Source organism: Falsiroseomonas sp. (assembly GCF_051859025.1).
Classification (GTDB): domain Bacteria; phylum Pseudomonadota; class Alphaproteobacteria; order Acetobacterales; family Acetobacteraceae; genus Falsiroseomonas.
The window spans coordinates 398769-422048 of the sequence record NZ_JBHYGL010000001.1 but is presented as its reverse complement, the minus strand read 5'-3'; the positions used below and the strand labels follow the sequence as shown (position 1 = coordinate 422048).

Annotated in this window: 21 protein-coding genes; 5 read left to right on the top strand and 16 right to left on the bottom strand. The window is 70.6% G+C overall.

The genetic code is table 11. The features are described from left to right. Window positions 1–138: 138 nt before the first annotated feature. A complete protein-coding gene (locus ACTIE5_RS02140; protein WP_439548045.1) occupies window positions 139–954 on the top strand; it encodes an IclR family transcriptional regulator in 816 nt (271 codons plus the stop codon). Window positions 955–958: 4 nt separating this feature from the next. On the opposite strand, the gene ACTIE5_RS02135 is transcribed toward ACTIE5_RS02140, so the two are convergent. The 4 genes from ACTIE5_RS02135 to ACTIE5_RS02120 form a co-directional block, all read right to left on the bottom strand. Then, complete coding sequence (locus ACTIE5_RS02135; protein WP_439548044.1) at window positions 959–1402, bottom strand: methyltransferase family protein; 444 nt, start codon at window positions 1400–1402, stop codon at window positions 959–961. Window positions 1403–1506: 104 nt separating this feature from the next. Continuing rightward, on the bottom strand, window positions 1507–2589 hold the full coding sequence (locus ACTIE5_RS02130) for an amidohydrolase family protein (protein ID WP_439548043.1): 1083 nt from the start codon (window positions 2587–2589) through the stop codon (window positions 1507–1509). A 5-nt stretch (window positions 2590–2594) separates the two neighbouring features. After that, window positions 2595–3056, bottom strand: coding sequence for a RidA family protein (locus ACTIE5_RS02125; RefSeq protein ID WP_439548042.1), 462 nt, complete (start codon window positions 3054–3056; stop codon window positions 2595–2597). Between the two features lie 42 nt (window positions 3057–3098). After that, on the bottom strand, window positions 3099–3662 hold the full coding sequence (locus ACTIE5_RS02120; protein WP_439548041.1) for a DUF4337 family protein: 564 nt from the start codon (window positions 3660–3662) through the stop codon (window positions 3099–3101). A gap of 119 nt (window positions 3663–3781) precedes the next feature. Between ACTIE5_RS02120 and ACTIE5_RS02115 the strand changes: the two genes are divergently transcribed. Next, window positions 3782–4231 carry an MgtC/SapB family protein gene (locus ACTIE5_RS02115; protein ID WP_439548040.1) on the top strand — a complete coding sequence of 150 codons (450 nt, stop codon included), beginning with the start codon at window positions 3782–3784 and terminating at the stop codon, window positions 4229–4231. A 294-nt stretch (window positions 4232–4525) separates the two neighbouring features. Here the strand turns inward: ACTIE5_RS02115 and ACTIE5_RS02110 are convergent, their stop codons facing one another. Further along, window positions 4526–6175, bottom strand: a complete 1650-nt coding sequence (locus tag ACTIE5_RS02110) for a GMC family oxidoreductase (protein WP_439548039.1) — start codon at window positions 6173–6175, stop codon at window positions 4526–4528. Between the two features lie 145 nt (window positions 6176–6320). Here ACTIE5_RS02110 and ACTIE5_RS02105 point away from each other — a divergent pair, with 145 nt between their 5' ends. Both ACTIE5_RS02105 and ACTIE5_RS02100 read left to right on the top strand, forming a co-directional pair. Beyond that, window positions 6321–7487 carry a multidrug effflux MFS transporter gene (locus tag ACTIE5_RS02105; protein WP_439548038.1) on the top strand — a complete coding sequence of 389 codons (1167 nt, stop codon included), beginning with the start codon at window positions 6321–6323 and terminating at the stop codon, window positions 7485–7487. A 272-nt stretch (window positions 7488–7759) separates the two neighbouring features. Beyond that, the gene (locus tag ACTIE5_RS02100) at window positions 7760–9007 is read left to right on the top strand and encodes an NAD(P)/FAD-dependent oxidoreductase (RefSeq protein ID WP_439548037.1); all 1248 of its coding nucleotides are present in this window, start codon (window positions 7760–7762) and stop codon (window positions 9005–9007) included. Window positions 9008–9021: 14 nt separating this feature from the next. Here ACTIE5_RS02100 and ACTIE5_RS02095 read toward each other — a convergent pair whose 3' ends face one another. From ACTIE5_RS02095 to ACTIE5_RS02065, 7 genes are all read right to left on the bottom strand, one after another. Beyond that, window positions 9022–10320, bottom strand: a complete 1299-nt coding sequence (locus ACTIE5_RS02095) for a glycosyltransferase (protein WP_439548036.1) — start codon at window positions 10318–10320, stop codon at window positions 9022–9024. 178 nt (window positions 10321–10498) lie between these two features. Continuing rightward, window positions 10499–11521, bottom strand: a complete 1023-nt coding sequence (locus ACTIE5_RS02090; protein ID WP_439548035.1) for a family 16 glycosylhydrolase — start codon at window positions 11519–11521, stop codon at window positions 10499–10501. Window positions 11522–11655: 134 nt separating this feature from the next. Further along, entirely contained in the window at window positions 11656–12795 is a 1140-nt protein-coding gene (locus ACTIE5_RS02085) for a 2-aminoethylphosphonate--pyruvate transaminase (RefSeq protein ID WP_439548034.1), read from the bottom strand. 90 nt (window positions 12796–12885) lie between these two features. After that, on the bottom strand, window positions 12886–13887 hold the full coding sequence (locus tag ACTIE5_RS02080; protein WP_439548640.1) for an LLM class flavin-dependent oxidoreductase: 1002 nt from the start codon (window positions 13885–13887) through the stop codon (window positions 12886–12888). A gap of 17 nt (window positions 13888–13904) precedes the next feature. Further along, window positions 13905–14810, bottom strand: coding sequence for a polysaccharide deacetylase family protein (locus ACTIE5_RS02075; RefSeq protein ID WP_439548033.1), 906 nt, complete (start codon window positions 14808–14810; stop codon window positions 13905–13907). A gap of 33 nt (window positions 14811–14843) precedes the next feature. Further along, the gene (locus ACTIE5_RS02070; RefSeq protein ID WP_439548032.1) at window positions 14844–16547 is read right to left on the bottom strand and encodes a gamma-glutamyltransferase family protein; all 1704 of its coding nucleotides are present in this window, start codon (window positions 16545–16547) and stop codon (window positions 14844–14846) included. 29 nt (window positions 16548–16576) lie between these two features. After that, a complete protein-coding gene (locus tag ACTIE5_RS02065; RefSeq protein ID WP_439548031.1) occupies window positions 16577–17557 on the bottom strand; it encodes a Bug family tripartite tricarboxylate transporter substrate binding protein in 981 nt (326 codons plus the stop codon). 236 nt (window positions 17558–17793) lie between these two features. Here ACTIE5_RS02065 and ACTIE5_RS02060 point away from each other — a divergent pair, with 236 nt between their 5' ends. Next, the gene (locus ACTIE5_RS02060; protein WP_439548030.1) at window positions 17794–18888 is read left to right on the top strand and encodes a YihY/virulence factor BrkB family protein; all 1095 of its coding nucleotides are present in this window, start codon (window positions 17794–17796) and stop codon (window positions 18886–18888) included. Window positions 18889–19156: 268 nt separating this feature from the next. Here the strand turns inward: ACTIE5_RS02060 and ACTIE5_RS02055 are convergent, their stop codons facing one another. From ACTIE5_RS02055 to ACTIE5_RS02040, 4 genes are read right to left on the bottom strand one after another with little or no spacing between them, the layout of a single operon-like run. Beyond that, window positions 19157–20020: an HpcH/HpaI aldolase/citrate lyase family protein gene (locus tag ACTIE5_RS02055; RefSeq protein WP_439548029.1), complete on the bottom strand. Its 864-nt coding sequence runs from the start codon at window positions 20018–20020 to the stop codon at window positions 19157–19159. Further along, a complete protein-coding gene (locus ACTIE5_RS02050; protein ID WP_439548028.1) occupies window positions 20017–21222 on the bottom strand; it encodes a CaiB/BaiF CoA transferase family protein in 1206 nt (401 codons plus the stop codon). The genes ACTIE5_RS02055 and ACTIE5_RS02050 overlap by 4 nt, the downstream gene beginning before the upstream one ends. Continuing rightward, window positions 21219–22091: an FAS1-like dehydratase domain-containing protein gene (locus ACTIE5_RS02045; protein ID WP_439548027.1), complete on the bottom strand. Its 873-nt coding sequence runs from the start codon at window positions 22089–22091 to the stop codon at window positions 21219–21221. Before ACTIE5_RS02045 ends, ACTIE5_RS02050 begins: the two co-directional genes overlap by 4 nt. Further along, the gene (locus tag ACTIE5_RS02040; RefSeq protein WP_439548026.1) at window positions 22088–23062 is read right to left on the bottom strand and encodes a Bug family tripartite tricarboxylate transporter substrate binding protein; all 975 of its coding nucleotides are present in this window, start codon (window positions 23060–23062) and stop codon (window positions 22088–22090) included. The genes ACTIE5_RS02045 and ACTIE5_RS02040 overlap by 4 nt, the downstream gene beginning before the upstream one ends. Window positions 23063–23280: the final 218 nt, after the last annotated feature.

The window sequence follows — 23280 nt, the reverse complement described above, 5'->3', positions numbered from 1 at the left end:
CGGCCTGACTGCCGCCTCGGCGCAACTATCCCGTTGCATTCTCGGGCCCGGCAAGCACCTATTCACCGGAATGACAGTATTCGCCGCATATTCTCATTGAGTGGAAATACCGGCGCGGTATCGGAGCATTCCCGACCCATGAGCGAAATTGGCCCCGACAGCACCGTCTCCGGCGTCGGCCGCGTCTTCACCCTGCTGCGCCTGGTGGCGGAAGCACCGGCCGGTGGCCTGCGCCTGACCGACATCGCTGCCCGCGCCAACCTGCCCCGCCCGACCGTACACCGCCTGCTGCGCGCCCTGGCGGCGGAAGGCGCCGTGGCGTTCGAGCCGCGCGGCAAGCGCTACACCCTCGGCCTCGACCTGTTCCTGATGGCGGCCCGCGCGGGCGATGCCACGGGGCTGCGCGACCTGGCGCGGCCGACCCTGCTGCGCCTCACGGCCTCGCTGGGGGAGACGCTGTTCCTACTGGTCCACAATGGCTACGACGCCGTCTGCATCGAACGCAGCGCGGGGCCGCTGCCCATCCGGTCCTTCACCGGCGATATCGGCGGGCGGGTGCCGCTCGGCATCGGACAGGGCGCCACCGCCATCCTCGCCTTCCTGCCCGCGGCCGAGCAGGACGAGATCGTGCGCCACAACCTGCCCCGCATGCGCGATTTCGGCGGGCCGGATGAGGCATCGCTACGCGCCGAGATCGCCCGCGTGCGGCGGGAGGGGTTCTGCGGCGGCGCGGCCGGCCTCATCCCCGGCATGGCCGGCCTCGGCGCGCCGATCCTGGACCGCGACCAGCGCGCCGTCGCCGCCATCAGCATCGGCACCACGACGGACCGCCTGACGCCGGAGCGGAAGGAGGTGATCGCGGAGATGCTGAAGCGGGAGGCCGCGGCCATCGGCCGCCAGATCAACCCCTTCGACCCGACGCTGCGCCGCGCCGGCGCGGCCATGGCCGGATGAACCGTCAGTCGTCGCTCCGCTGCCCGAACCAGCGGCCGGTGCGGCTCCGGTAATCCTCCCACGCCGCGCCGAAGCGGGCGGCCAGATGCCGTTCCTCCCGCAGCACCGCCAGGCGCAGCACGGCGAAGGACGCGATGGCGGAGGCCAGCAGGAACCAGAGATTGCAGAAGGCCAGCGCCGCGCCCGCCAGCATGATGCCATTGCCGAGGTAGATCGGGTTGCGCGACCAGGCATAGATGCCGGTGGTGACAAGGCGGGAGGCCGGGCGGTTCGGCAGGATATTCGCCTCATGCATCCGCAGCGTCAGCACCGCCGCCACATCGAGGCCGAGCCCCAGCGCCATCATCGCCCAGCCGATGCCCTCGGCGATGTTGCCATCGAGCCAGTCCGGCGCGGGGGCCACACGATGCAGTCCGAACGCCGCCAGGGCCGCGGCGATGAAGATCACCGGCGGCCATGGGATCGTGTTAGGGGGCGGCGCAACATTGGGCACGGGCGCAGTGTGGCGGAAGCCGAGACTTCACGCCACGCGTGATTTCGCAGCGCAATATTCTATTCCAAGAGCCCCGCAAGCGCCCCGCCCCCCGGGACCTTGTCGAGCCGATAGGCGCGGATCGCCGTGCCGGCAAACAGCGCCGCGCGCTCGCCCTCCCCCGCCTCCGCCGCCAGTCGCTTGAAGGCGTTCCAGATGGCGGCGTAGCTGGCCATGCCCTTGTCCACGGGGAAGTTGCTCTCGAACATGCAGCGCCTGGCGCCGAACAGCTCGATCACCGTCTCCACCCAGGGCTTCCAGGCCGCTGCCAGCGCCAGGGAAGTCGGCGGCAGCGCATGGTGGTGGAAGTCATGGCCCGTGACCTCCATCGCCAGGCCGCCGATCTTCACGAGCACATTCGGCAACTCGGCCAGGGCGCGCATATCCGCCCGCCAGGGGTCGAAGACCTCCGCCCGCCTGCCCGCGAAGGGCCCGACGCCGAGCGCGCCGCCGATGTGGTTGACGATGACCGTCGCCTCCGGCACCGCCCGCGCCAGGGCCAGCACATCACGCAATTGTGTGTGATAGGCCCAGACATCAAGCGTGAGGCCCAACGCCGCCAGGCGCCTGGCGCCCACCGCGAAGGCGGGCTCCGCCAGCGGCCCCGGCGGGGGCGTGATAAGGTTGGACCGCACCGCGGGGTCGGGATGCCAGGCCGTGCGGTTGCGCACGCCGCGGAACCGCGCGCCGGCGATGGCCACATGCGCCTCCAGCACCGGCGCCACGGCATCGCCCAGCAGCAGATCGGCGAAGCCCACGATGCCGGCGCAGGCAAGCGTTTTCCCATAAGCGCCGCTTGCCGCCGCGGCGGCCGCGCCGTTGACGAACTCGGTCTCCCCCAGCGGCTTCAGCGCCGCCGGCCCGTCGGGGCGGTACATCGACGCGCATTGGATGAAGACGGTGGCGCGGATGTCGTGGCCGCTGCCGGTATCCCGCAGCAGATCCGGCAGCAGATACGTCTCCCCGTCCCGGTCCCACAAATGGTGGTGCGGATCGACGATGGGCCGCGCGGGGTCGAGGATGTCCTCCCGCTCCCCCAGCGCCAGCCAATCCTCCCGGATCTCCACCTGCTTCGCGGCATTCAGGCGCCAGGACGGGATCACGGCCCTCAGCCCTTGATGAGGATAACGGCCTCGATCTCCACCGCGATGCCGCGCGGCAGGCTGCCCATGCCGACCGCGCTGCGCGCCGGGCGGCCATTGTCGCCGAACACCTCCACGAACAGGTCGGTGCAGCCGTTGATGACCTCCGGATGCCCGCCGAATTCCAGCGTGCCGCGCACCATGCCGAGCACCTTCAGGATGGTGTCCACCCGGTCCAGGCTGCCCAGCGCCGCGCGCATGTTGGTCAGCAGGTTCAGCCCGCAGAGCCTGGCCGCGGCATAGCCTTCCTCCACGCTCATCCCCGCGCCGAGCACGCCGGTGATGGAGGACCCATCCGCCCGGCGCGGCCCGACGCCCGACAGGAACAGCAGCCCGCCGCCGATCCGCCACGGCACGTAGTTCGCCAGCGGCACCGGCGGGTTCGGCAGTTCAAGGCCCAGTTCGGCCAGGCGGGCTTCGGCGGACATGGCGTTCTTCCTCAACGGTCGCGCCACTCTGCCGCCAGCCCGTCAGAAATGCACCAGCTCCGGCGCGAAGAAACCGAGCCCCGCCAGCACCGCGCCCACCACGCCCAGCCCGACCGAACCCAGCGCCAGCAGCGGCACCGCGGTGATGATGGAAGCCGAGGCCAGCACGATCGCCACCTGGAACGCGGCCGAGGCGAATTCGTAATTGTGGTAGGCAGCCATGTTGCGATCCCGCTTCGCCTCCGCCGCCCGCGCCCGCGCCGCCAGTTCGCGCCGCCCCTCGCCGGATGAAGGCTCGCTCTCCCACCGATCGGCCGCGCCGCGCCAGGCCTGCTGCTGGCGCTCGATCGCCGCCACCGCCGCGGCATCGGCGCGCAGCACCTTCTCCAGTTCCGCCTCCTCCGCCGCCGTGCGCACCACGGTCTGGCGGATGGTGCGGGCCTGGAAGAAGGCCCAGAGGTTCGCCGCCTCCACATTGCGGCTGATCGCCTCGGTCTGCGCGCTCTTCGCGCCCGTCTCCGCGATGGCAAGGAACAGCGCGAGGATCGCGATCAGCAGGGCGATGCGCTTGTCACCCCCATGATCGCCATGATGATGGCCGGCCACTGATCAATTCTCCGACAGAAAGGGGCGCCCCTTTGCCGAAGCGGCCGGGGGAACGCAATGCGCCCGCATCCACCGTCACCACGGCGAAACGACGCCCGCGCTGCGGCGTTGGCGCGGCCATGAACGCCAGCGACCTGATGCCCAGCCTATCCGGCCTGAACTTCCTGCCGCACCTCCGCGACCTCGGCATCGCCTACGCGCTCGCCTTCATCATCGGCTGGAACCGGGAAAGGGAGGACCGCAGCGCGGGGCTGCGCACCTTCCCCCTCGTCGCCGTCGCCTCCTGCGGATTCCTGCAGGCTACTGAAAGCATCACCGCCGGCGAACCCGAAGCGGCGGCGCGAATCGTCGAAGGCATCATTACCGGCATGGGCTTCATCGGCGGCGGCGCCATCCTCAAGCAGGGCGGCGAAGTCCACGGCACCGCCACCGCCGCCTCACTCTGGGCCACCGGCGCCATCGGCGTGGCCGTCGCCCTGAACGCCTACGACGTCGCCATCGTCATCTGCGGCTTCACCACCGTGACGCTGTACGTCATGGCCCACCTCAAATCGCGGGAGCGCGGATGAGCGCTGGGCGGCGTAAGGCATTCGAAGGACGGCGCGGGTGGCCGCAGAGAGGGGTGCTGCCCCTCTCCGCACCTCACCCCGCCAGGGTCCAACGGGACCCTGGACCGCGAGGTTTTGTCGGAAGGCGGGAGAGGGGCACCGCGGTCGCGCTGGCCATCCGCGCGCTCCGGGCCCCTCTCCCGCCTTCCGATCAATTCATGGGTTCCCAAGGGCCCGCTGGCCCTTGGCAGGGTTGGGGTATCGGGGAAGGGACAGCGTCCCTTCCCCGGGCAACAAGCGCGCCGTCCGAACGCCTCACGCCGCCTCCGCCGCGCTCTCCCGCCCCCGGATGAAGTCGGCCGCGCGTTCGGCGATCATCAGCGTGGTGGCGTAGGTGTTGGCCGATGGCATGGAGGGCATGATGGAGGCGTCGACGATGCGCAGCGATTGCATCCCGTGCACCAGCAGGCGGTCATTGACGACGGCGGTGGGGTCCGTGTCCGGCCCCATGCGGGCCGTGCCGATCAGGTGGTAGGTGGTGCTGCCGTTCTTCTTGGCGAAGTCCAGCAATTCGTCGTCGGACTGGACGGAGGGCCCGGGCAGGGTTTCGCTTTCCAGGAAGCGGGAGAGTTGCGGCGTGTTCAGCATCCGCCGCACCAGGCGCATCCCGGCCAGGTGGACGCGGATGTCCATGGGGTCGGAGAGGTAGTTGGGGTTGATCTCCGGGTCCTCGAAGACGTTGGTGCTGCGGGCGCGCACCCAGCCCGTGCTTTCCGGGCGATGCTGCCACGAACCGGCGGTGACGCCGGGGTAGTCGTCCAGGATGTAGACCTTGCCCTCGGCGTAGCTGCCGGGCGTGAAGACGCATTGCAGGTCCGGCTGGTCCAGACCCTCGAAGCTTTTCCAGAAGACGTGCACATGGGATGGCGCGGTGGCGAGGATGTTGGGCTTCCCCAGTGCCCAGCGCGCGAGCTGCGCGCCGAGCTTGAGGCCGCGGCCGAGCTGGTTGAGCGTCTCCACCCCCGGCTTGGCGCGCATCACCAGGCGGGATGCGTAGTGGTCCCGGAAGTTGGAACCGACGCCACGAAGTTCATGCACCACCGGCACCCCCAGCTTGCCGAGCAGGTCCGCCGGCCCGACGCCCGAGACCTGCAGCAGCCGCGCCGTGTTGCAGGTGCCGGCGGAGATGATGACCTCCCGCCGCGCCATCACGCGCTTCGGGGTTTCGCCGGGGCCATGCAGGTATTCGATGCCGGTCGCGCGCTTGCCCTCGAACAGGATGCGGCTAGCCCGCGCATTGGTGCGGACTTCCAGGTTGGGACGCGCCATGGCGGGCTTGAGGAAGGCGCGGGCGGCGGAGACGCGGCGGCCGTTGCGGATGGTGCGCTGGTAGTAGCCGACGCCGGCCTGGTCGCCGGAATTGTAGTCCTTGGCACGGGGAATGCCGAGGCCGAGGCAGCCCTCGATGAAGGCCTCCGACACCGGATGGATCCAGTCCATGTCGGTGACGGGGATGCCGCCATCGGTCTTGCCGCGCGTCTCCCCGATTTCCTTCCCCACTGGGCCGATGCGATTCTCGCTGCGGCGGTAATAGGGCAGGCAATCCGAATAGCCCCAGCCGCGATTGCCGCGCTGCGCCCAGCTGTCGAGGTCTGCGGGCTGGCCGCGGTTGTAGATCATGCCGTTGACGGAGGACCCCCCGCCGAGCGTGCGGCCCTGGGTGGTGCTGATGCGGCGGCCGCCCGTCATCGGGATGCCCTCGGTCTTGAACTGCCAGGTGACGCCGGGATCGGCCAGCGTCTTCACGAAGCCGGCGGGCAGATGGATGAAGGGGTTGCGGTCCGGCGGCCCGGCTTCCAGCACGCAGACCGTCACGCCCGGGTCGCTGGTCAGCCGGTTGGCGAGGACGGAGCCGGCGGCGCCGGAGCCCACGATCACGTAGTCGAAATTGTCTTCGGCAGACATCGCGCCTTGTCCTAACCCTGTCCGCGCCAGGATAGGGAGGGCGGGGCGTCCCCGCAAAGATGGCGCCGGCGTTCATCCCGCCGTGATCGCCCCCCCGCTGCCGGGCTGGCGTGCTAAGCCAGAGGGGACCTCCGCCGGACCTTCCATGCCCCGCTGGCTTCCGCTTCTCCTCGGCTTCCTGACCGCCGTCGGCCCGCTCTCCACCGACATGTACCTGCCGGCCTTCCCCGCCATCGAGGCGGAGCTGGGCACGGGCTGGGGTGGCGTGCAGATCACGCTGGCGGCCTGGTTCGTGGGACTCGCGGTGGGGCAGCTGGTGCAGGGGACGCTGGCGGATCGCCTCGGGCGGAGGCGGCCGCTGGTGATCGGGACGGCGATCTACACCGTGGCCTCCGTCGGCTGCGCGCTGGCGCCTGATATGATGACCCTTTCCTTCTGGCGCTGCGTCGCGGCCTTCGGCGGCGCGGCCAGCGCGGTGATCCCGCGCGCGATGGTGCGCGACCTGGCGACGGGGCATGAGGCGGCGAAGCTCATGTCCCGCCTGATGCTGGTGATGGGTGCCGCGCCCATCCTGGCGCCGACCATCGGTGGCCTGCTGCTGGTGGGTGGCGGCTGGCGGACGATCTTCTGGGCCTCCGCCTTCTATGGCGCGGCCTCCTGCGCCCTGGCCTGGACCCTGCTGCCGGAGACGCTGCCCCCGCATATGCGCAGCCGGCGGTCCCCGCTGGGGATGCTGGCGGATTTCGGGCGCATAGCAACGGAGCGCGGCTTCATCACCCATGCCGTGATGGGCGGCGCGGCGATGTTCGCGGTCTTCGCCTTCATCAGCGGCGCGCCCGACGTCTACATCCAGCAATACGGCATCGCGCCGGCGCAGTTCGGCCTGTTCTTCGGCATCAGCGCGACGGGGTTCATCGCGGCATCCCAGGTCAATCCCTGGCTGCTGCGGCGGCTCGGCACCAGGCGGGTGCCGACGCTGGCGCTACAGGCCAGCTTCGCCGCGGTGGTGGTGATGGCGGTCTGCGCGGCGACAGGCTTCGGCGGATTCCTCGGCATCTTCATCCCCTCCGTGGTGGCGCTAGCCTCGACGGGGCTGGTCTTCCCGAACTCCGCCGTGGGGGCGCTGGCGCGCCATGCGACGCGGGCGGGCAGTGCCTCCGCCTTGATGGGCACGCTGCAATTCGCGCTGGCCGCGCTGGGGGCGGCGTTGGTGGGCGCGCTGAGCAACGGGACTCCGCTGCCGATGGCGCTGATGATGCTGCTGGGCGTGGGGCTGGCGGCGGCCGCCGCCGGGTTCCGGCCGCGGGCGTAAAGCGGATTGAGGGCGTTTAGAATTTGAGGACCACCGCCCCGCTCTGCCCGCAAGTCATTGATCAGACATGAAACACGCCCTAAATTTCTAAACGCATTTAGGGCTTTTAGTCGTTTTAGCACCGTTTGACGGGGGGCCCCGCCCCGGCCGTGGAAAGGGCGCTGGCGGCAGGAACGTAGCAGAAACATCGCGGGCGGTTCCAGGGCTTTCCGGGGGGCTTTGCCCTTGTCCGTGTCGGCCCTACCGTCCCCGCGCTTCGGTGGGGAATGGTGATGGCGCGCAAGCGGGTTCTGGTGGTGGGGGCGGGGATCGTGGGGCTTGCCCTGGCCTGGCGGTTGCAGCGCCTGGGCGCCGATGTCGCGATCGTGGACCCCGAACCCCCGGGCGAAGGGGGCGCCAGCTTCGGCAATGCTGGCGCCATCTCCACCAGTTCCGTCGTGCCGCTGGCGACGCCGGGCGTGCTGAAGACGGTGCCGCGGATGCTGCTGGACCCCGCGGCGCCGCTGCATATCCCCGCCGGCTACTGGCTGCGCGCCGCGCCCTGGCTGGCCCGCTTCGTCGCCGCCGCGACGCCCGCCACCGTGACGCGAGTCGGCCAGGCGCTGGACCAGCTGCTCCGCCTGGCCACCGAACAGCACCAGGCCCTGGCGCGGGAGGTGGGGGTGCCGGAGGTGCTGGTCGCCAACGGGCAGCTCTATGTCTACCGGGACGAGAAGCAGCTTTCCAAGGATGCCGGCAGCTGGGCGATGCGCCGGGCCCATGGCGCCGATGTCCGGCAGATCGACCGCAAGGCGATCGAGGCGCTGGAGCCCTCGATCGGCCCGGCCTACCAGATCGGCATCTTCCTGCCGGACCACACGCATTGCGCCTCCCCCGCCCGCTATGCGCGGGCGGTGGCGGAGGCCTTCCGGGAGGCGGGCGGCGAGATCCGGCAGGACCGCGTGCTGGCCCTGACCACGCAGGATGGCCGCGTGACCGGCGCGCAGGGCGAATACATGCACCACACCGCCGAGGAAGTGGTGGTGGCCGCCGGCGCCTGGTCCGCGCGCCTGGTCGCGCCGCTGGGCTACCGCATCCCGCTGGAAACCCAGCGCGGCTACCACGTGAACCTGCCCGACACCGGCCTTGCGCTGCAGCGCCCGGTGATCCCGGCGGACCGGAAGGTCTTCATCACGCCCATGGAAGGCGCGCTGCGCGTCGCCGGCACGGTGGAATTCGGCGGGCTGGAACGGCCGCCGAACGAGGAACGCGCGCGGCTGCTCTATGGCGACCTGGCGGCGGTCTTCCCGCAGGCGCGGGTGGAGGAGGCGGAAGACTTCTGGATGGGCCACCGCCCCTGCCTGCCGGACAGCGTGCCGGTGATCGGCCCGGCGCAGCGGGTGAAGGGCCTGTGGTTCGCCTTCGGGCACGGGCATCTCGGCCTGACCGGATCGGCGCCGACGGCCGAAATGCTGGCGCCGCAGATCATGGGGCGACCGGGGAATCTGGACATGGCGGGGTATGCGGCGGAGAGATTCTGACCCGCCGCAGCCCCCTATCCCCCTACCGTCTCCCGCACCGCTTTCCCCGATCGCGCGCGCCGGGCCGTGCCGAGCTCCTCCAGCATCGCCGCCAGCATCCGCACCTTGCCGTCCCAGGAGAAATGGCGCGCCAGGTGGTGCTGCGCGGCGTCGGCCAGGCGGTCGGCCAGCGTGTCGGAGCCGCCGACGCGCACCACCGCCGCGGCAAAACCGGCGGCATCGATGGCGACCTCCATCTCCACCCCTGGGGTCACGCCCAGGCCCTCCGCCCCGATCGGCGTCGCCACGACGGGACAGCCGCGCGCCATGGCGTCCAGCGCCTTGATCTTGGTGCCGCCGCCGAAGCGGTAGGGCACCAGCGCCAGGCGCGCATCGCCGTAGAAATCATCCAGGCTTTCGACGAAGCCGCGCACCACCACGCCCTCCGCCGCATGGTCCGCGGCGAAGGCGGGGATACCGGGGCCGGCGATGTGGAGTTCCATCTCCGGCAGTTCCCGCCGCACGGCGGGCCAGATGGCGGCCAGCAGCCATTCCAGCGCGTCGCGGTTCGGCGCGTGGTCGAAATTGCCGATGAAGGCGGCGTAGCCACCCCGGCCCCTTCCCGGCGCGCGGGGGAGGATCTCCGCCGCCACGGGGCTCAGCAGGCAGGGCGTGTCGGGGAAGAAGGATCGCAGCACGCCCTGGTCATTGTCGCTCAGCGCCACCAGCCCATCGGCCTGCGCGTACCAATGCAGTTCGTAGCGCAGCCAGGCCAGCCAGGCGACCAGCCGCGTCAGCCGCTTCGCGCCCCCCCGCGCGCTGCGCCATTCCCTGAAGCGGGAGACGATGGCGACATCCTGCGTATCCACCGCCACCGGCACGTCCCCGCAATCGCCGGCGTATTGCGCCATCTGCGGGAATTGCAGCAGCGCGGCCTCGGCATCGGTGGTGGCCGCCAGATGGGCGATGGCGCGGGCCATGGCGGGGCTGGCCATGCCGCGCACCTCCCGCGGCTGGCGCAGCACCACCTGGCTCAGCTGCCCCCATTTGTCGGAGAGGCCGCCGGAGGCAGCGGGCATGGGCACCAGCGTGACGCTGGCGCAAAGGCGTTGCAGCGCGCGGCGCCCACCCTCCGCATCATGCGGCACCTGGTCGAAGGCGACGAAGTGGATCGCGTAGCGCGCGGCCAGGCGTTCGAGCAGCTGAAAGCACAGCACGCCGCCGCCGATGCCGCAGGTCGGGTGATAGGGCCAGGGTGCGGCGATGATGAGCGACGGGCGCCGCGGCGCCGCAGTCGGAACAGGCGCAGGCCGCGCTGTGATGGTATCGAGCATGGGGTCCACTTTCGTCATGTGCCGGGCCCGGACGATCCCGGCACATCCCGCCGGGCGGCCCCGCCGGATGGAGGGGCTGGACCGGGCCGCCGGCGCAGGCGTCGCGCCGGCGCCGCCCGCCTCAACCGGCGGGACAGGGCTGTAAACGCAGTGCGGGGCCGGGGTTCCCCGGCGGGGATCAGACGATCCAGGCGCCCGTCATGTCGGGGGTCACCGGGGCGACGCGGGTGCCATCGGCGTTCCAGCCCTCCGGGATGTACCAATGGCCGGTGACGGCGTGGTTCGCCTCCATCTCGGCGGCCAGGCCCTCCCAATCCACGACGGCGTTGGCCACCGGGGCGGGCGGCGGCAGCGGCGTCGGGTCGGGCGTGGTGCCGGATGGCGGGGGTGGCGGCGGGGGCGTCGCGGTCGTGGTGCTACGCGTGCCGTCGGCGTTCCAGCCCTCCGGGATGTACCACTGGCCGGTCAGCAGGTAGTTCGCCTCCACCGCGGCGGCGAGGCCGTTCCAATCCACCACGCCGGCTGCCGGGGCGGGCGCGGGGTCCGTCGGCGCAGGCGGGGGCGGCGGCGTGGCGGGGGTACCGCCCGAGAGCGGTTCGTACTTCACGTCATAGACGGTCAGCGATGTCTCGGGCTTGTTGTTGTAGAAGGCGAAGACGTGGTTCCAGCCGCCATCGGCGAAGTCCTTCGGCACGGCGACGGTGAAGACCGCCTGCGTCACGCCATCCACCTTCATCGTGATGCGATCGGGTTCCCAGACGGCCTGGTAGGTATGCGCGACCCCGGGGCGGATCGCCGGATCGTACCAGAGCTGGGAGAAGCGGTCCTGCCCATTATCGTCCCAATGCAGCGCCGCGTATTGCTGCCCATCGCCGGCTTCCGAGGTCTCCGCGATGTCGATCTCCGACAGCGGCCACTCATTCGGCGCGTTCCAGAGCATGATGGCGGAGCCGGGATAGATTCCCTCCAGCATCGCGTTGATCGTGTAGGTTCCGTAGCCATGGCCCATATCCGCGCTGCCCGTCGCCTCCATCATGCCGGAGGTCAGGTAGTATTCCGGGGAGTGCAGCGTGATCTGGCCCGCGACGGAGGTATCCACGTTCCAGGTATCGGGGAAGTTGACGATGCCCGCATCGAAACTGTCGAAGAAGGGCTGGTAATAGGCGGGCGTGATCGCGGGGTCGGTCAAGGTCGCGGACATGGGTGGTCTCCTGGCTCACCCACAGGAACGAGCGCCGGCACCGAGGTTTCCCTGGCTGCCGCCTTCGGCATCACGAAAACCCTTGCGGTTGCAGGAACCGCGCGGTGCGCGGCCCGGCAAGGGTCGGGGGGCGGTCAGGTCCTTCCCATTCCCGCCACGCCCATCGCCCGCATCGTCTCCTCCAGCGCATCCAGCGCGCGGCCGATGTCGTGTTCCGTCACCACGCCGATGCAGGCGATGCGGAAGGTGTTGGCGGCGGCCAGGCGGCCGGGGAAGATGATGAAGCCGCGCTTCTTCATCCCCTCATACAGCGCCTTGAAGGAATAGGCGGGGTCGAGCGGTTCGTGGAAGGTCGCGACGATGGGGGACGCGACCTCATCCTCCAGCAGCGTGCGGAAACCCATCTGGCGCATGCCGTCCACCAGGCGGCGCCAGCTGCGGCGGTATCGTTCGTGGCGGCCCGCGATGCCGCCCTCCTCAGCGTGTTCGCGCAGCGCCTCCGCGAAGCCCAGCAGCAGATGCGTCGCCGGCGTGAAGCGGAACATGCCCGTGCGGTCGAGGTGCTGGTTCTGGTCCCACAGGTCGAGCGTCAGGCTGTGGCAATTGCCCTTCGCTTCCTCGAGCGCGGATTTCTTGGCCACCACCCAGGCCAGGCCGGGCGGCGCCTGCAAGCCCTTGTTGGCGGAACAGATCAGGGCATCGAAGGACAGCGTCTTCGCATCCAGCGTGAAGGCGCCGAAGCTCGCCACCGCATCGATCAGCAGGCCCTTGCCGGCGCGCCGGCACACCGCGGCGATGGACTCGACCGGGTTCAGGATGCCGGTGGAGGTCTCGCAATGCACGACCATCACATGGGTGATGCCGGGGTCGGCGGCGATGGCGGCCTCGAACTGCCCGGGCGTCGGCGGCGTGTAGGGGGCGGTGCGGAAGCTGGTGAAGGGGATGCGGATGCGGCGCGCAATCTCCACCAGGCGGTCGCCATAGACGCCATTGGTGTGGATCAGCAGCTTGCCGTTGGGCGGCACGAAGCTGCCGATGACGGCCTCCGTGCCCGAGGTTCCGCTGCCCACCAGCGGAATCGCGGTGTGCGTGCCATGCGCGTTGCAGAGGTCCAGCAGGTATCGCCGCGACCAGGCGATGGTCTCCTGCATCTCCGCCTCGCCGGAAGCGAGGTCCCGCAGCATGGCGCGCTTGACGCGCATGGACAGGGTGACGGGACCGGGGGTGAGCAGCAGGGGCTCATCCTCAATCCTGGTGTGGTCGATCTGGTCCATCGGTGCCCCTTCCGCCGCCCGCGCATGGTGCCATGCGGGGCGGCGGGGGCAATCGGTTTCGGCGCGCGATCGAACACGCCCGCGGGCGCGTCAGGCGGCGATGCGATCCGGCACGTCCCGCGCCACATCGGCCAGGATGGCGAAGGATCGCAGCCGCGCCTGGTGGTCATGGATCTGCGCCGTCACCATCAATTCATCCGCGCCGGTGCGGGCGATGAACTCGGCCAGGCCGCGCTTCACACTCTCCGGCCCGCCGACGATGGAGCAGGAGAGCGAATGCGACAGCATCGCCTGCGCCTGCGGGTCCAGCATCAAATCGGCCTTCGGCGGCGGCAGCTTGCCCGGCGTGCCGCGACGCAGGTTCAGGAAGGCCTGCTGCAATGACGTGAACAGCAGCCGCGCCTCCGCATCCGTCTCCGCGGCAAACACGTTCACGCCGAGCATGACATGCGGCTTCGCGAGCCGGTCGGAGGGCCGGAAACGCTCCCGGTAGATCGCGACCGCATCCATCATCTGCCCCGGCGCGAAATGGGAGGCGAAGGCATAGGGCAGGCCGAGCATGGCCGCCAATTGCGCGCCATAGGTGGAGGAGCCGAGGATCCAGGCCTCCACGCTCTCCCCCGCGCCCGGCACGGCGACCAGGCGCTGGCCGGGCTCGGCCGGCTTGAAGTAGTTCAGCAATTCGATGACGTCGCGGGGGAAATCCTCGACATCGCCATCGAGGTTGCGGCGCAGCGCGCGGGCCGCCAGCTGGTCCGACCCGGGCGCGCGGCCAAGGCCGAGGTCGATCCGCCCGGGATGCAGCGCGGCGAGCGTGCCGAATTGTTCCGCCACCATCAGCGGCGCGTGGTTCGGCAGCATGATGCCGCCGGCGCCGATGCGGATGGTCCGCGTCGCCGCGCCGACATGGGCCAGCGCCACCGCCGTCGCGGCGCTGGCGATGCCGACCATGTTGTGGTGCTCCGCCATCCAGTAGCGGGTGTAGCCGTGCCGTTCGGCGTGCTGCGCCAGCGACGCCGAATTGCGTAGCGCATCGCCCGCGCTGCTGCCTTCTGGGATCGGGGAGAGGTCGAGGACGGAAAGCTTTGCCATGGGGGCCATATGGGGGGTCACGCGCCCTCGGGGAAGCGGGAGAGCCAGTGGCGGGCGATGCTGTCGCGCCGCGCGAACCAGGCGCCGCCCTTGTCACGCATGTGGCGCAGCAGCCGGTCCAGCCCCGTGATGCGGCCCGCGCGGCCAATCATGCGGAGGTGCAGGCCGATGGAGAGCATCCGCGGATGGTCGGCGCCTTCCGCCCACAGCGCGTCATAGGCATCGACGCAATATTCCGTGAAGTGGGCAGCGGTGGTGAAGCGCTGGCTGCCCTGGTGGAAATGCATGTCGTTGGTGTCGAAGCTGTAGGGCAGCACCAGGTGCCGCGTTTCGCCGACCCGGGTGAAGAAGGGCAGATCGTCGCTGTAGGCGTCGCTGTCATAGAGGAACCCGCCATGTTCCAGCAGCAGGCGGCGCGTGTTGGCCGAGGGCGCGGACCTGGTGTGCCAGCCCAGCGGCGCCGTGCCGCAGGCATCCCGGATGGCGGCGACGGCGCGGGCGATGGTCGCGCGTTCATGCGCTTCCTCCATGCCGGCGTGGCGTTCCCAGCGCCAGCCATGGCAGGCGACCTCATGCCCCCGCGCCACGGCATCCTGGGCCAGCCAGGGCGACCGCTGGATGGCGCGTCCGCAGGCATTGAGGGTGGAGGGCGCGCCATGCGCATCGAGCACCCGCATGATGCGGTGGTAGCCGACGCGCGTGCCGTATTCGAAATGGGTGTCGCGGCAGGGGTCGGGCCCGCCCTTCACCTCATCCGTCACCTCATAGACCGCCTCGTTCCGCTCATCGCCATCGATGATGGAGAGTTCCGCCCCTTCCTCGACATTGACGACGAAGGAGACGGCGACGCGCGCCCCGCCTGGCCAGCGGGGGTCAGGCGGGGTGGCGCCATAGCCGAGGAAGTCGCGGGTGTCGGTCAGCAAGGTTCGGGCTCCGCCGAGTCGGGAGCCCTCATCCTATATCGCGATGGCGTAGGCGGGGCGGCGTGGATCGGCGGCGGCGGCGATCAACCCGCTGGCGGGGTCGGTGCGGATCACCTCCACGCAGCCCGCCAGCGCCGTCCATTCGGGCCAGTCGGCGATGACATGGCCGCGCGCGGCCAGCGCGTCCCGCGTCTCCGCCGGGATGCGGGCTTCCAGGGACAGGCGCCCCGGGAAGTAGTCATGCGGCGAGGATGATGACGGGAAGGCATAGGTGGCGACGCGCGGCGCCTCCACCGCGGCCTGGGGTTCCATGCCGAAATGCAGGATGTTCAGCAGCACCTGGAGCATCGCCTGGGGCTGCACGTCATTCCCCGGCGATCCGAAGGGCATGATGCCGCCATCCGCCAACTCCACCATCGCCGGGTTGGGCGTCAGCCGCGGCCGCTTGCCGGGTGCGTAGCCCGCGGGATGCGTCGGGTCCGGCCGGTTCTGGGAGCCTCGGCCGGAGACCATCAGCCCCGTCCCCGGCACCAGCGGCCCGGTCCAGGACCCGTCGGATGGCGTGGCGGAAACCGCGTTGCCCCAGCGATCCACGACGCAGACATAGGAGGTCCCGGCCTCCACCGGCGGCTCCTCCTCCGCCGAGACCGGCGGCTTCGCATCGGCGCCGGCTCCGATCAGGCGTTCCGGCATGCCGGGATGCGCGCGGGCCGGATCGATGCCGGCGGCGCGACGCGCGACATGCGCCTCCGACAGCATCGCCACGATCGGCACATCGATGAAGTTCGGGTCGCCCACATGGTATTCGCGATCGGCGAAGGCGCCCTTCAGCGCCTCCGCGATCACATGCAGATATTCCGGGGAGTTGTGCGCCAGGCCATCCAGCCCGTGGCGTTCCGCGATCAGCAGCGCCTCCAGCAGCGCCGGGCCCTGGCACCAGGGGCCGCAGCCCAGCACGCGGTGGCCGCGCCAATCGACCGCGAGCGCAGGTTCGATGGGGCTGCGATAGCGGGCCATGTCCTCCATGGTCAGGAACCCGCCCTCCCGCGCCTGGAAGGCGGTGATCTCCCGCGCCAAATCGCCCTCGTAGAAGGCGGCGCGGGCGGCCTCCAGCCCGGCCTCGCGGCCCCGCCCGGCGGCGGCCTTTTCCTGGTCCATCATGTAGGCGATGGAGCGCGCCAGGTCGGACTGCACGAATTTCTCGCCGACGAGCGGCGCGCGGCCGCCGGGGTGGAAGATGGCGGCGTTGTAGTCCCAGCGGGCGTAATCGGCCTGGCGCTTATGCAGGCTGGTGGCGAGCAACTCGTACATCGCGAAGCCCTCCGCCGCGAAGCGCCAGGCGAAGCCCGCGATGTCGGAAAAGCTCATCGTGCCGTGCCGTCGCAGCGCGGTGATCCAGGCATCCGGCGCCGCTGGCACGACCGTCCGCAGCACGCCGGGCGGCATCTTCCCGCCATGCTTCTCCCGAAACAGGTCCGGCGGAATCGATGCCGGCCAGGGGCCGAGGCCCACGATGGTTTCCACCCGTCCATCCGCCATGCGGATCATGATGGGCGCCACACCCGCGACGCTCACGATATCCGGCTGCAGCACCCCCAGCGCGAAGCCGGCCGCGCAGGCGGCATCCACCGCATTGCCGCCGCCCTCCAGCACCGAGAAGGCCGCCGCGGTGGCGAGGTAGTGGCCCGCGGACACCGCATGGCGCGTCCCCGTGATGGTCGGCCTGGTCAACGGCATGGATGCAATTCCTTCAATCAGGCCGTGGTTCAATCAGGCCGGGCGCCGGACCGCTTCACCACATCCGTCCAGCGCGCGATCTCCGCCGGCAGGAAGGCGGCGAATTCGGGCGCGGAGAGGGAGCGCGGGCGCATGCCCGCATTGGTCATGATGTCGCGGAAGCGCGGGCTTTCGGTGATCCGCCGGATCGCCTCCGCCGCCGTGCTGACGATGTCCGCCGGCGTGCCCGCCGGCATGGCGAAGCCGAGCCAGCCGCTCGCCTCATAGGCGGGATAGCCCACTTCCGCGAAGGTCGGCACCTCCGGCAGCAGGGGGTCCCTGCCCTGCCCCGTGGTCGCCAGCGCGCGGATGGTGCCGGCGCGGATGCCGGGCAGCAGCGCGTTGATGGTGTTGAAGGTCATCTCCACCTGGCCGCCGAGCAGATCCGTGATGGCCGGCGGGCTGCCGCGATAGGGCACATGCGTGATGTCCACCTCCGCCACCAGGCGGAACAACTCCCCGGCCATGTGGGTGGAGGACCCGCTACCCGCCGAGGCCCAGTTCAGCGCGCCGGGCCTGGCCCGCGCCGCCGCCACCACATCCGCCACGCTGCGAAACCGGCTATTCGCCCGCACGGCCAGCGCGCAATCATTGCTGGCACCGAGGCCGAGCGGCGCGAAGCTCGTCAACGGATTGTACTGCACATCCGGGATGATCGCCGGCGCGATGGCGAGCGAGGATGAATTGACCACGCCCATCGTGTAGCCATCGCGCGGCGCCTTCGCGAGGGCCTCCGTCCCGATCGTGCCGCCGGCGCCGAAGCGGTTCTCCACCACCACCGGCTGGCCCCAGGCCTCCGACAGCCCCTGCGCGACGGCGCGGCCGAGGATATCCATCCCCGCCCCCGCCGCGGCCGGCACGATCATGCGCACGGGGCGCGTGGGCCAGTTTGGCTGCGCCCGAAGCCCGCCCGCCCAGCCGCCACCCATCAGCGCCGCCAGCCCCGCGCGTCGCGTCAGCAAGAGCGCCATGGCCCTGCCCTCCTCCAACCCAGGCGAGCCTAGTCCGCCCCGCCAGCCCTGGACAATCGCCGCTTCCGGCATCGGCGTGATGCCCCCGGCGCCAGCCGCACGATGCCCCCCGGCGCCAGCCGCACGATGCCCCCCCGGCGCCAGCCGCACGATGCCCCCCGGCGCCGGCCGCACGATACCGCGGCACCGCGCGCCGCCTGCCGCGTTGTCGGCGCGAACAGGATCGGGAACGGGCCATGCGCGACCAAGTGGCGAAGACAAGCTGGATGATCGCGGCGGCAGCCCTGGCCGGGGCACTCGCCATCCAGGCCGCGGGCCGCCCGCCCCCGCCACGCCGCCTGGTGGGGCGCGGCACGCAGCCGGAACCCGCCCCCGAACCGGCCCAGCACAGCACCGGCGCCGGCCGCCACGCCGCCACGCCATCCGACATCCCCGCCCGGGGCTGGTGGGACATCCTGAAGCGCGCCGCCAGCGAGGCCGGCAGCGACCGCCTGCTGACCGAAGCCGCGGGCGTCACCTTCTACACGCTGCTGGCGCTGTTCCCGGGCATCGCGGCCCTCGTCTCGCTCTACGGCCTCATCGCCGATCCCGCGACCGTGTCCGACCACCTCGGCGCGCTGTCGGGCTTCATTCCCGGCGGGGGCATGGAGATCATCAACGAACAGGTCACGCGCATCACCTCCAAGGAACAGACAACCCTCGGCCTCTCCGCCCTCATCGGCATCGCCCTCTCCCTCTGGAGCGCGAACCAGGCGGCCAAGGCGCTCTTCGACGCGCTCAACGTGGTCTATGAGGAGGAGGAGAAACGCGGCTTCATCCGCCTCAACCTGGTGAGCCTGGCCTTCACGCTGGGCGGCATCGCCTTCGCCATCCTCGCCATGGTCGCCGTCATCGCCCTGCCCGTCATGCTCGGCGCCATCGGGCTCGGCGGCACGGCCGAAACCCTGCTGCGCATCGCCCGCTGGCCCCTGCTGCTGCTGGGCATCGCGCTGATCCTGGCCTGCCTCTATCGCTGGGGACCGAGCCGCGCCGAAGCCCGCTGGCGCTGGGTGACATGGGGCAGCACCTTCGCGGCCCTCGCCTGGCTCGCAGGCTCCGCCGGCTTCTCCTTCTACGTGGAGAATTTCGGCACCTACAACGAAACCTACGGATCCCTCGGCGCCGTCATCGGCTTCATGACATGGATCTGGATCTCCGCCTCCGTCGTGCTGTTCGGCGGCGAACTCAACGCCGAAGCCGAACACCAGACCGCCCGCGACACGACGACAGGACCGGAACTGCCCATGGGGAGCCGCGCGGCGCGGATGGCGGATCGCGTGGCGCCGGGGTGACGTAGGGCGTTGCGCTGGTGGCCTCGGGGAAAGGGCTCCGCCCCTTCCCCGAACCCCTTCCCCGCGAGGGGCCAGCGGGCCCCTCGACCCCTTGTGGTTGGAAGGCGGAGGGAGGGGCAAGACGCGCGTTCATGCCCGGCGCGCGCTCGGTGCCCCTCCCTCCACCTTCCAAAAAACCTCGCGGTCCAGGGGCGCGACGCCCCTGGCGCGGGAGAGGTGCGGAGAGGGGCGCGCAGCCCCTCTCTGCGGCAACCAGCGCAGCCCTACGTCACCCCCGCGTCGCGCGGGCCAGCAATCGCTTCGCGCGTTCCACGATGGGCAGGTCGATCATGGCGCCTTCGAAGGCGACGGCGCCGAGGCCTTGGGCGAGTGCGTCGTCGAAGGCGGCGATGAGGCGGCGGGCGCGATCGAGTTCGGCGGGGGTTGCGCCGTAGATTTCGTTGATGATGGGGACGTGGGCGGGGTGGATGCAGGAGGCGGTGGCGAAGCCGAGGTTTTTCGCGCGGGTGAGCGCGGCGCGGTAGGCGTCGAGGTCATCGATCTGCGCCAGCGCCCCGAGCGAGCCCATGGGCAGGATGTTGGCGCTGCGGGCGGCGGCGATGCAGTGCATGGCCCAGACATACATGCTGTCGGCGGAGGGGATGCCGCCGAATTCCGTGGCCAGGTCTTCCGCGCCAACGGCGAGGGCTGCCATGCGCGGATCGGCCGCGGCGATGGCGTAGAGGTGGGGGAGCGAGGCGGCGGTTTCCGCGAGTGCCAGGAATCGCGTGCGGCCGATCGGGATGCCGTGGGCGGCTTCGCGCGTGGCGACGACTTCGGACAGCAGGCGGATGTGTTCCGGGCCCATGACCTTGGGCAGGATCAGGCCGGTCGCCCCGGCGGCGATGGCGGCGGCGATGTCGGGCAGCGCGAGCTCCAACGGCCGATTGATCCGGACGATGACATCGGCGCCGGATTGGGAGACGCGCGGTGCGGCGGCGGCGAGTGCCGCGCGGGCCGTGTCCTTGGAATCGGGCGGGATGCTGTCTTCCAGGTCGAGGATGATCGCGTCGGCGCCGCGGGTATGCGCCTTGGCGATGAAGCGCTCGGCGGTGGCCGGAACGAAGAGAAGGGAGCGCCAGTTGGGGGTCATGCGGTGGGTGCTTTCGCGGCGCCGGCTGCCATCATCCGGGCGATCTGGTTGGCATCGTAGCCGAGCTGGGCGAGGAGTTCTTCGGTCTGCGCGCCGAGTTGCGGCGCGGGCAGCTTGTCATCGCGCATGCCGCCGCTGAAGCGGTTGGGGATGCGGGTGCGGCGAAGCGCGCCCTCGGTCGGGTGGGATTCGGGCTCGAAGAAGTTCACATCCGCCAGGTGCGGGTCCTGCATCAGATCCTCGAAGGTGTTGTAGCGGGCGCAGGGGATGTCGCGGGCGGAGAGGATCTCCAGCCATTCCGCCGTGGTGCGCTGCGCCATCGCGGCCTTCCGGATGGAGAAGTAGTAGGGCGCGTTGGCGGTGCGGGCGCTGGCGCTGGACAGGCGCGGGTCGTGGCGCAGTTCGGGCTGGCCGATGGCTTCGAAGAATCCGAAGGCCTGGGCATCGGTGTTGGGGCCGATGGTGATGAAGCCGTCCTTCGTCGGCAGCGGGCGGTAGTCCGGGCTCAGCAGGCGGCCATCGCCGGAGGGGCCGGTGGGCGGGTCGAAGGTCGCGGCGCCCATGTGCTCGCTCATGACGAAGCTCGCCATGTTCTCGAACATCGGGACCTCGATCGCCTCGCCCTTGCCGGTGCGTTCGCGACGGAACAGGGCGAAGCCGATGCATTGCGCGGCGATGAGGCCGGTGACGTGGTCCGTCATCACCATGGGCACGAAGCGGGGCTCGCCCGTGGCGCGGTGGAAGGTGGCGGCGACGCCCGAGAGCGACTGGATGACGGGGTCATAGGCCGGGCGATTGGCGTAGCGGCCTTCGCTGCCGAAGGCGAGGATGCCGCAATGGATCAGCCGCGGATTGAGCGCCGCCAGCGTCGCGGGATCGAGGCCGAGGCGTTCCAGCGCGTTGGGCCGGACATTGCTGACGAAGACATCCGCCGTTTCCAGCAGCTTCCGCATCGCCGCCATGCCCTCCGCCTGCTTCAAATCGAGGCAGATGGAGCGCTTGTTGCGGTTGAACTGGATGAACTTGCCGGACATGCCGGGATTGCGGCTGCCCTGCGCCAGGCGGCGGAGGATGTCGCCCTCCGGCGGTTCCACCTTGATGACGTCGGCGCCCTGGTCCGCCAGCATCCGCGTGCAGATGGGGCCGACGACGACGGAGGTGAGGTCGATGACGCGAATGCCCTCCAGCGGCCCGCCGCTCACGCGCCGCACTCCACGACCATCTCGGCGGCCTGGTGGCCATCCTTGTCGGCGACCCAGGCGCGGATGGTGGTGCCGTCCGCAACGCCTTCGAGGCGCGCGGCGTCGCCCACGAACAACGGCCGCATAAGGCGGGCGGAGAAGGATCGCAGCGGGCCTGGCGCTCGCTTCAACGCGGCATCCAGCAGCAGATGCATGGTCAACCCGCCATTCATGACGACGGCGGGATAGCCCTCCGCGCCGCGCGTGTAGTCGGCGTCGTAATGGATGCGGTGGGCGTTCCAGGTGATGGCGCCGTAGCGGAAGACCTGGACGGGGTCGAGCAGCGTGGAATCCGACCATTCGGCGCCGGGCGGCGCGGGGATGGGTGCGGTGGTGGTGCTCGCTGCGCCGGGCGGCACCGCTTCCCGGTAGATCGCGTCGAACTCGTCCACGGCGAGCGTTTCGCCGCGCGCCGTGATGGTGTGGCGCATGGTCAGGACCACGATAGTGCCGCTGCGCGCGGCCTTGGGCGCGATCGCGGCGACCTCCACCGTTTTCGTCGCATCATCGCCGACGCGCAGCGCGCCATGGATCCGCACGCGTCGCCCGGCGCCCATGCGGCGGGGCAGCGGGATGGGGGGCAGGAATTCGCCCTTCCGGGGGTGGCCGTCCGGCCCGATGGCGGAATGCCGCGCCACGTCGCTGAAGAACAGGTTGAACCAGTGGGAGGGGATTTCGCTCCCCTCCTGGAACGCATCCGGGTCCAGGTCGAAGGTGCCGGCGATGCGGCGCACAGCGGCCAGCGCGATGCGTTCCTCCACCACGCGCTTGCGGCCGATCCAGCCGGTCAGTTCCGGCATCGCGGCGGCGACATCCTCGGCGGCGCTCATTCCGCGACGAGCCTCAGGCGGCGCACCAATGCGGACCAGATTTCGCCCCGCTGGCGGAGGAAGGCGCCGAATTCCTCCGGCGTGTTGGGGGCGGCGGGGTCGGCGCCGACGCGGAGGAAACTCTCCCGCACAGCGGGCGTGCGCAGCGCGTCGTTCAGCGCCTCGTTCATCCGCGCGATGATCTCGGGCGGCGTGCGGGCGGGGACGGCCAGGCCGAAGGCGTTCACGGCCTCATAGCCCGGCAGCGTCTCCGCCACCGTCGGCACATCCGGCCATTGCGGGTTGCGCTGCGTGCCGGTGACGGCGAGCGCGCGGATGGAGGGGCTGCCCTTCACGGGCTCCGCTTCCGGCAGGCCGAGGCTACGCGCCTGCACGCGACCGGCCAGCAAATCCGTCATGCCCTGCGTCGATTGGCGATAGGGGACGTGGACCATCTCGATCCCCGCTTTCTCCGACAGCAATTCCATCGACAGATGCGTGGTCGCGCCGACGCCGGAGGAGGCGTAGTTGATCCGGCCGGGATTCGCCTTGGCGTAGGCGATGAACTCCGCCAGGTTCCGCACGGGCAGGCTGTTGTGCACCAGGATCACGTTCTGCGCCGTGGTGAACAGGCCGATCGGCGCGAAATCCCGCTGCCAGTCGTAGCTCAGCGTCCGGTAGAGCACGGCGTTGACGCCACCCAGCGGACCGGTCGAGCCCACCATCATCGTGTAGCCATCGGCGGGGGCGCGGCTGACGATCTCGGCGGCGAAATTGCCGGCGGCACCGGGGCGGTTGTCCGCCAGGACGGGGGTGCCGAGGCGCTGGGCGATAGCCTCCCCGATCAGGCGGGAGACGACATCGGTCTGCCCGCCGCCGCCATAGGGGATGACCAGGCGGATCGGCCTTTCCGGCCAGGCGGCCAGCGCCAGGCGCGGGACCGCCAGGGTGAAGGCCGCGCCCAATGCGGCGCGCCGTCCGATACGGACCATGCTTCGCTTCCTCCGATATTCTTGGGAGGAAGCCTAGGCCAGCCCGACGACGGCGCGCACCCCCCCCTGGCGACCGTTTGACGATACCGGACGGGTCGGCTCCGCGGTGCTTTTCCGTCCCTGCCGCGTTGGTCGGCTTGCCGATGCAACCAGCATCGGCCGCGCCGCCCGCCTTGCAGGAACGAAAAATCCCCTACGGATCCTCAGCCGCCGGCATC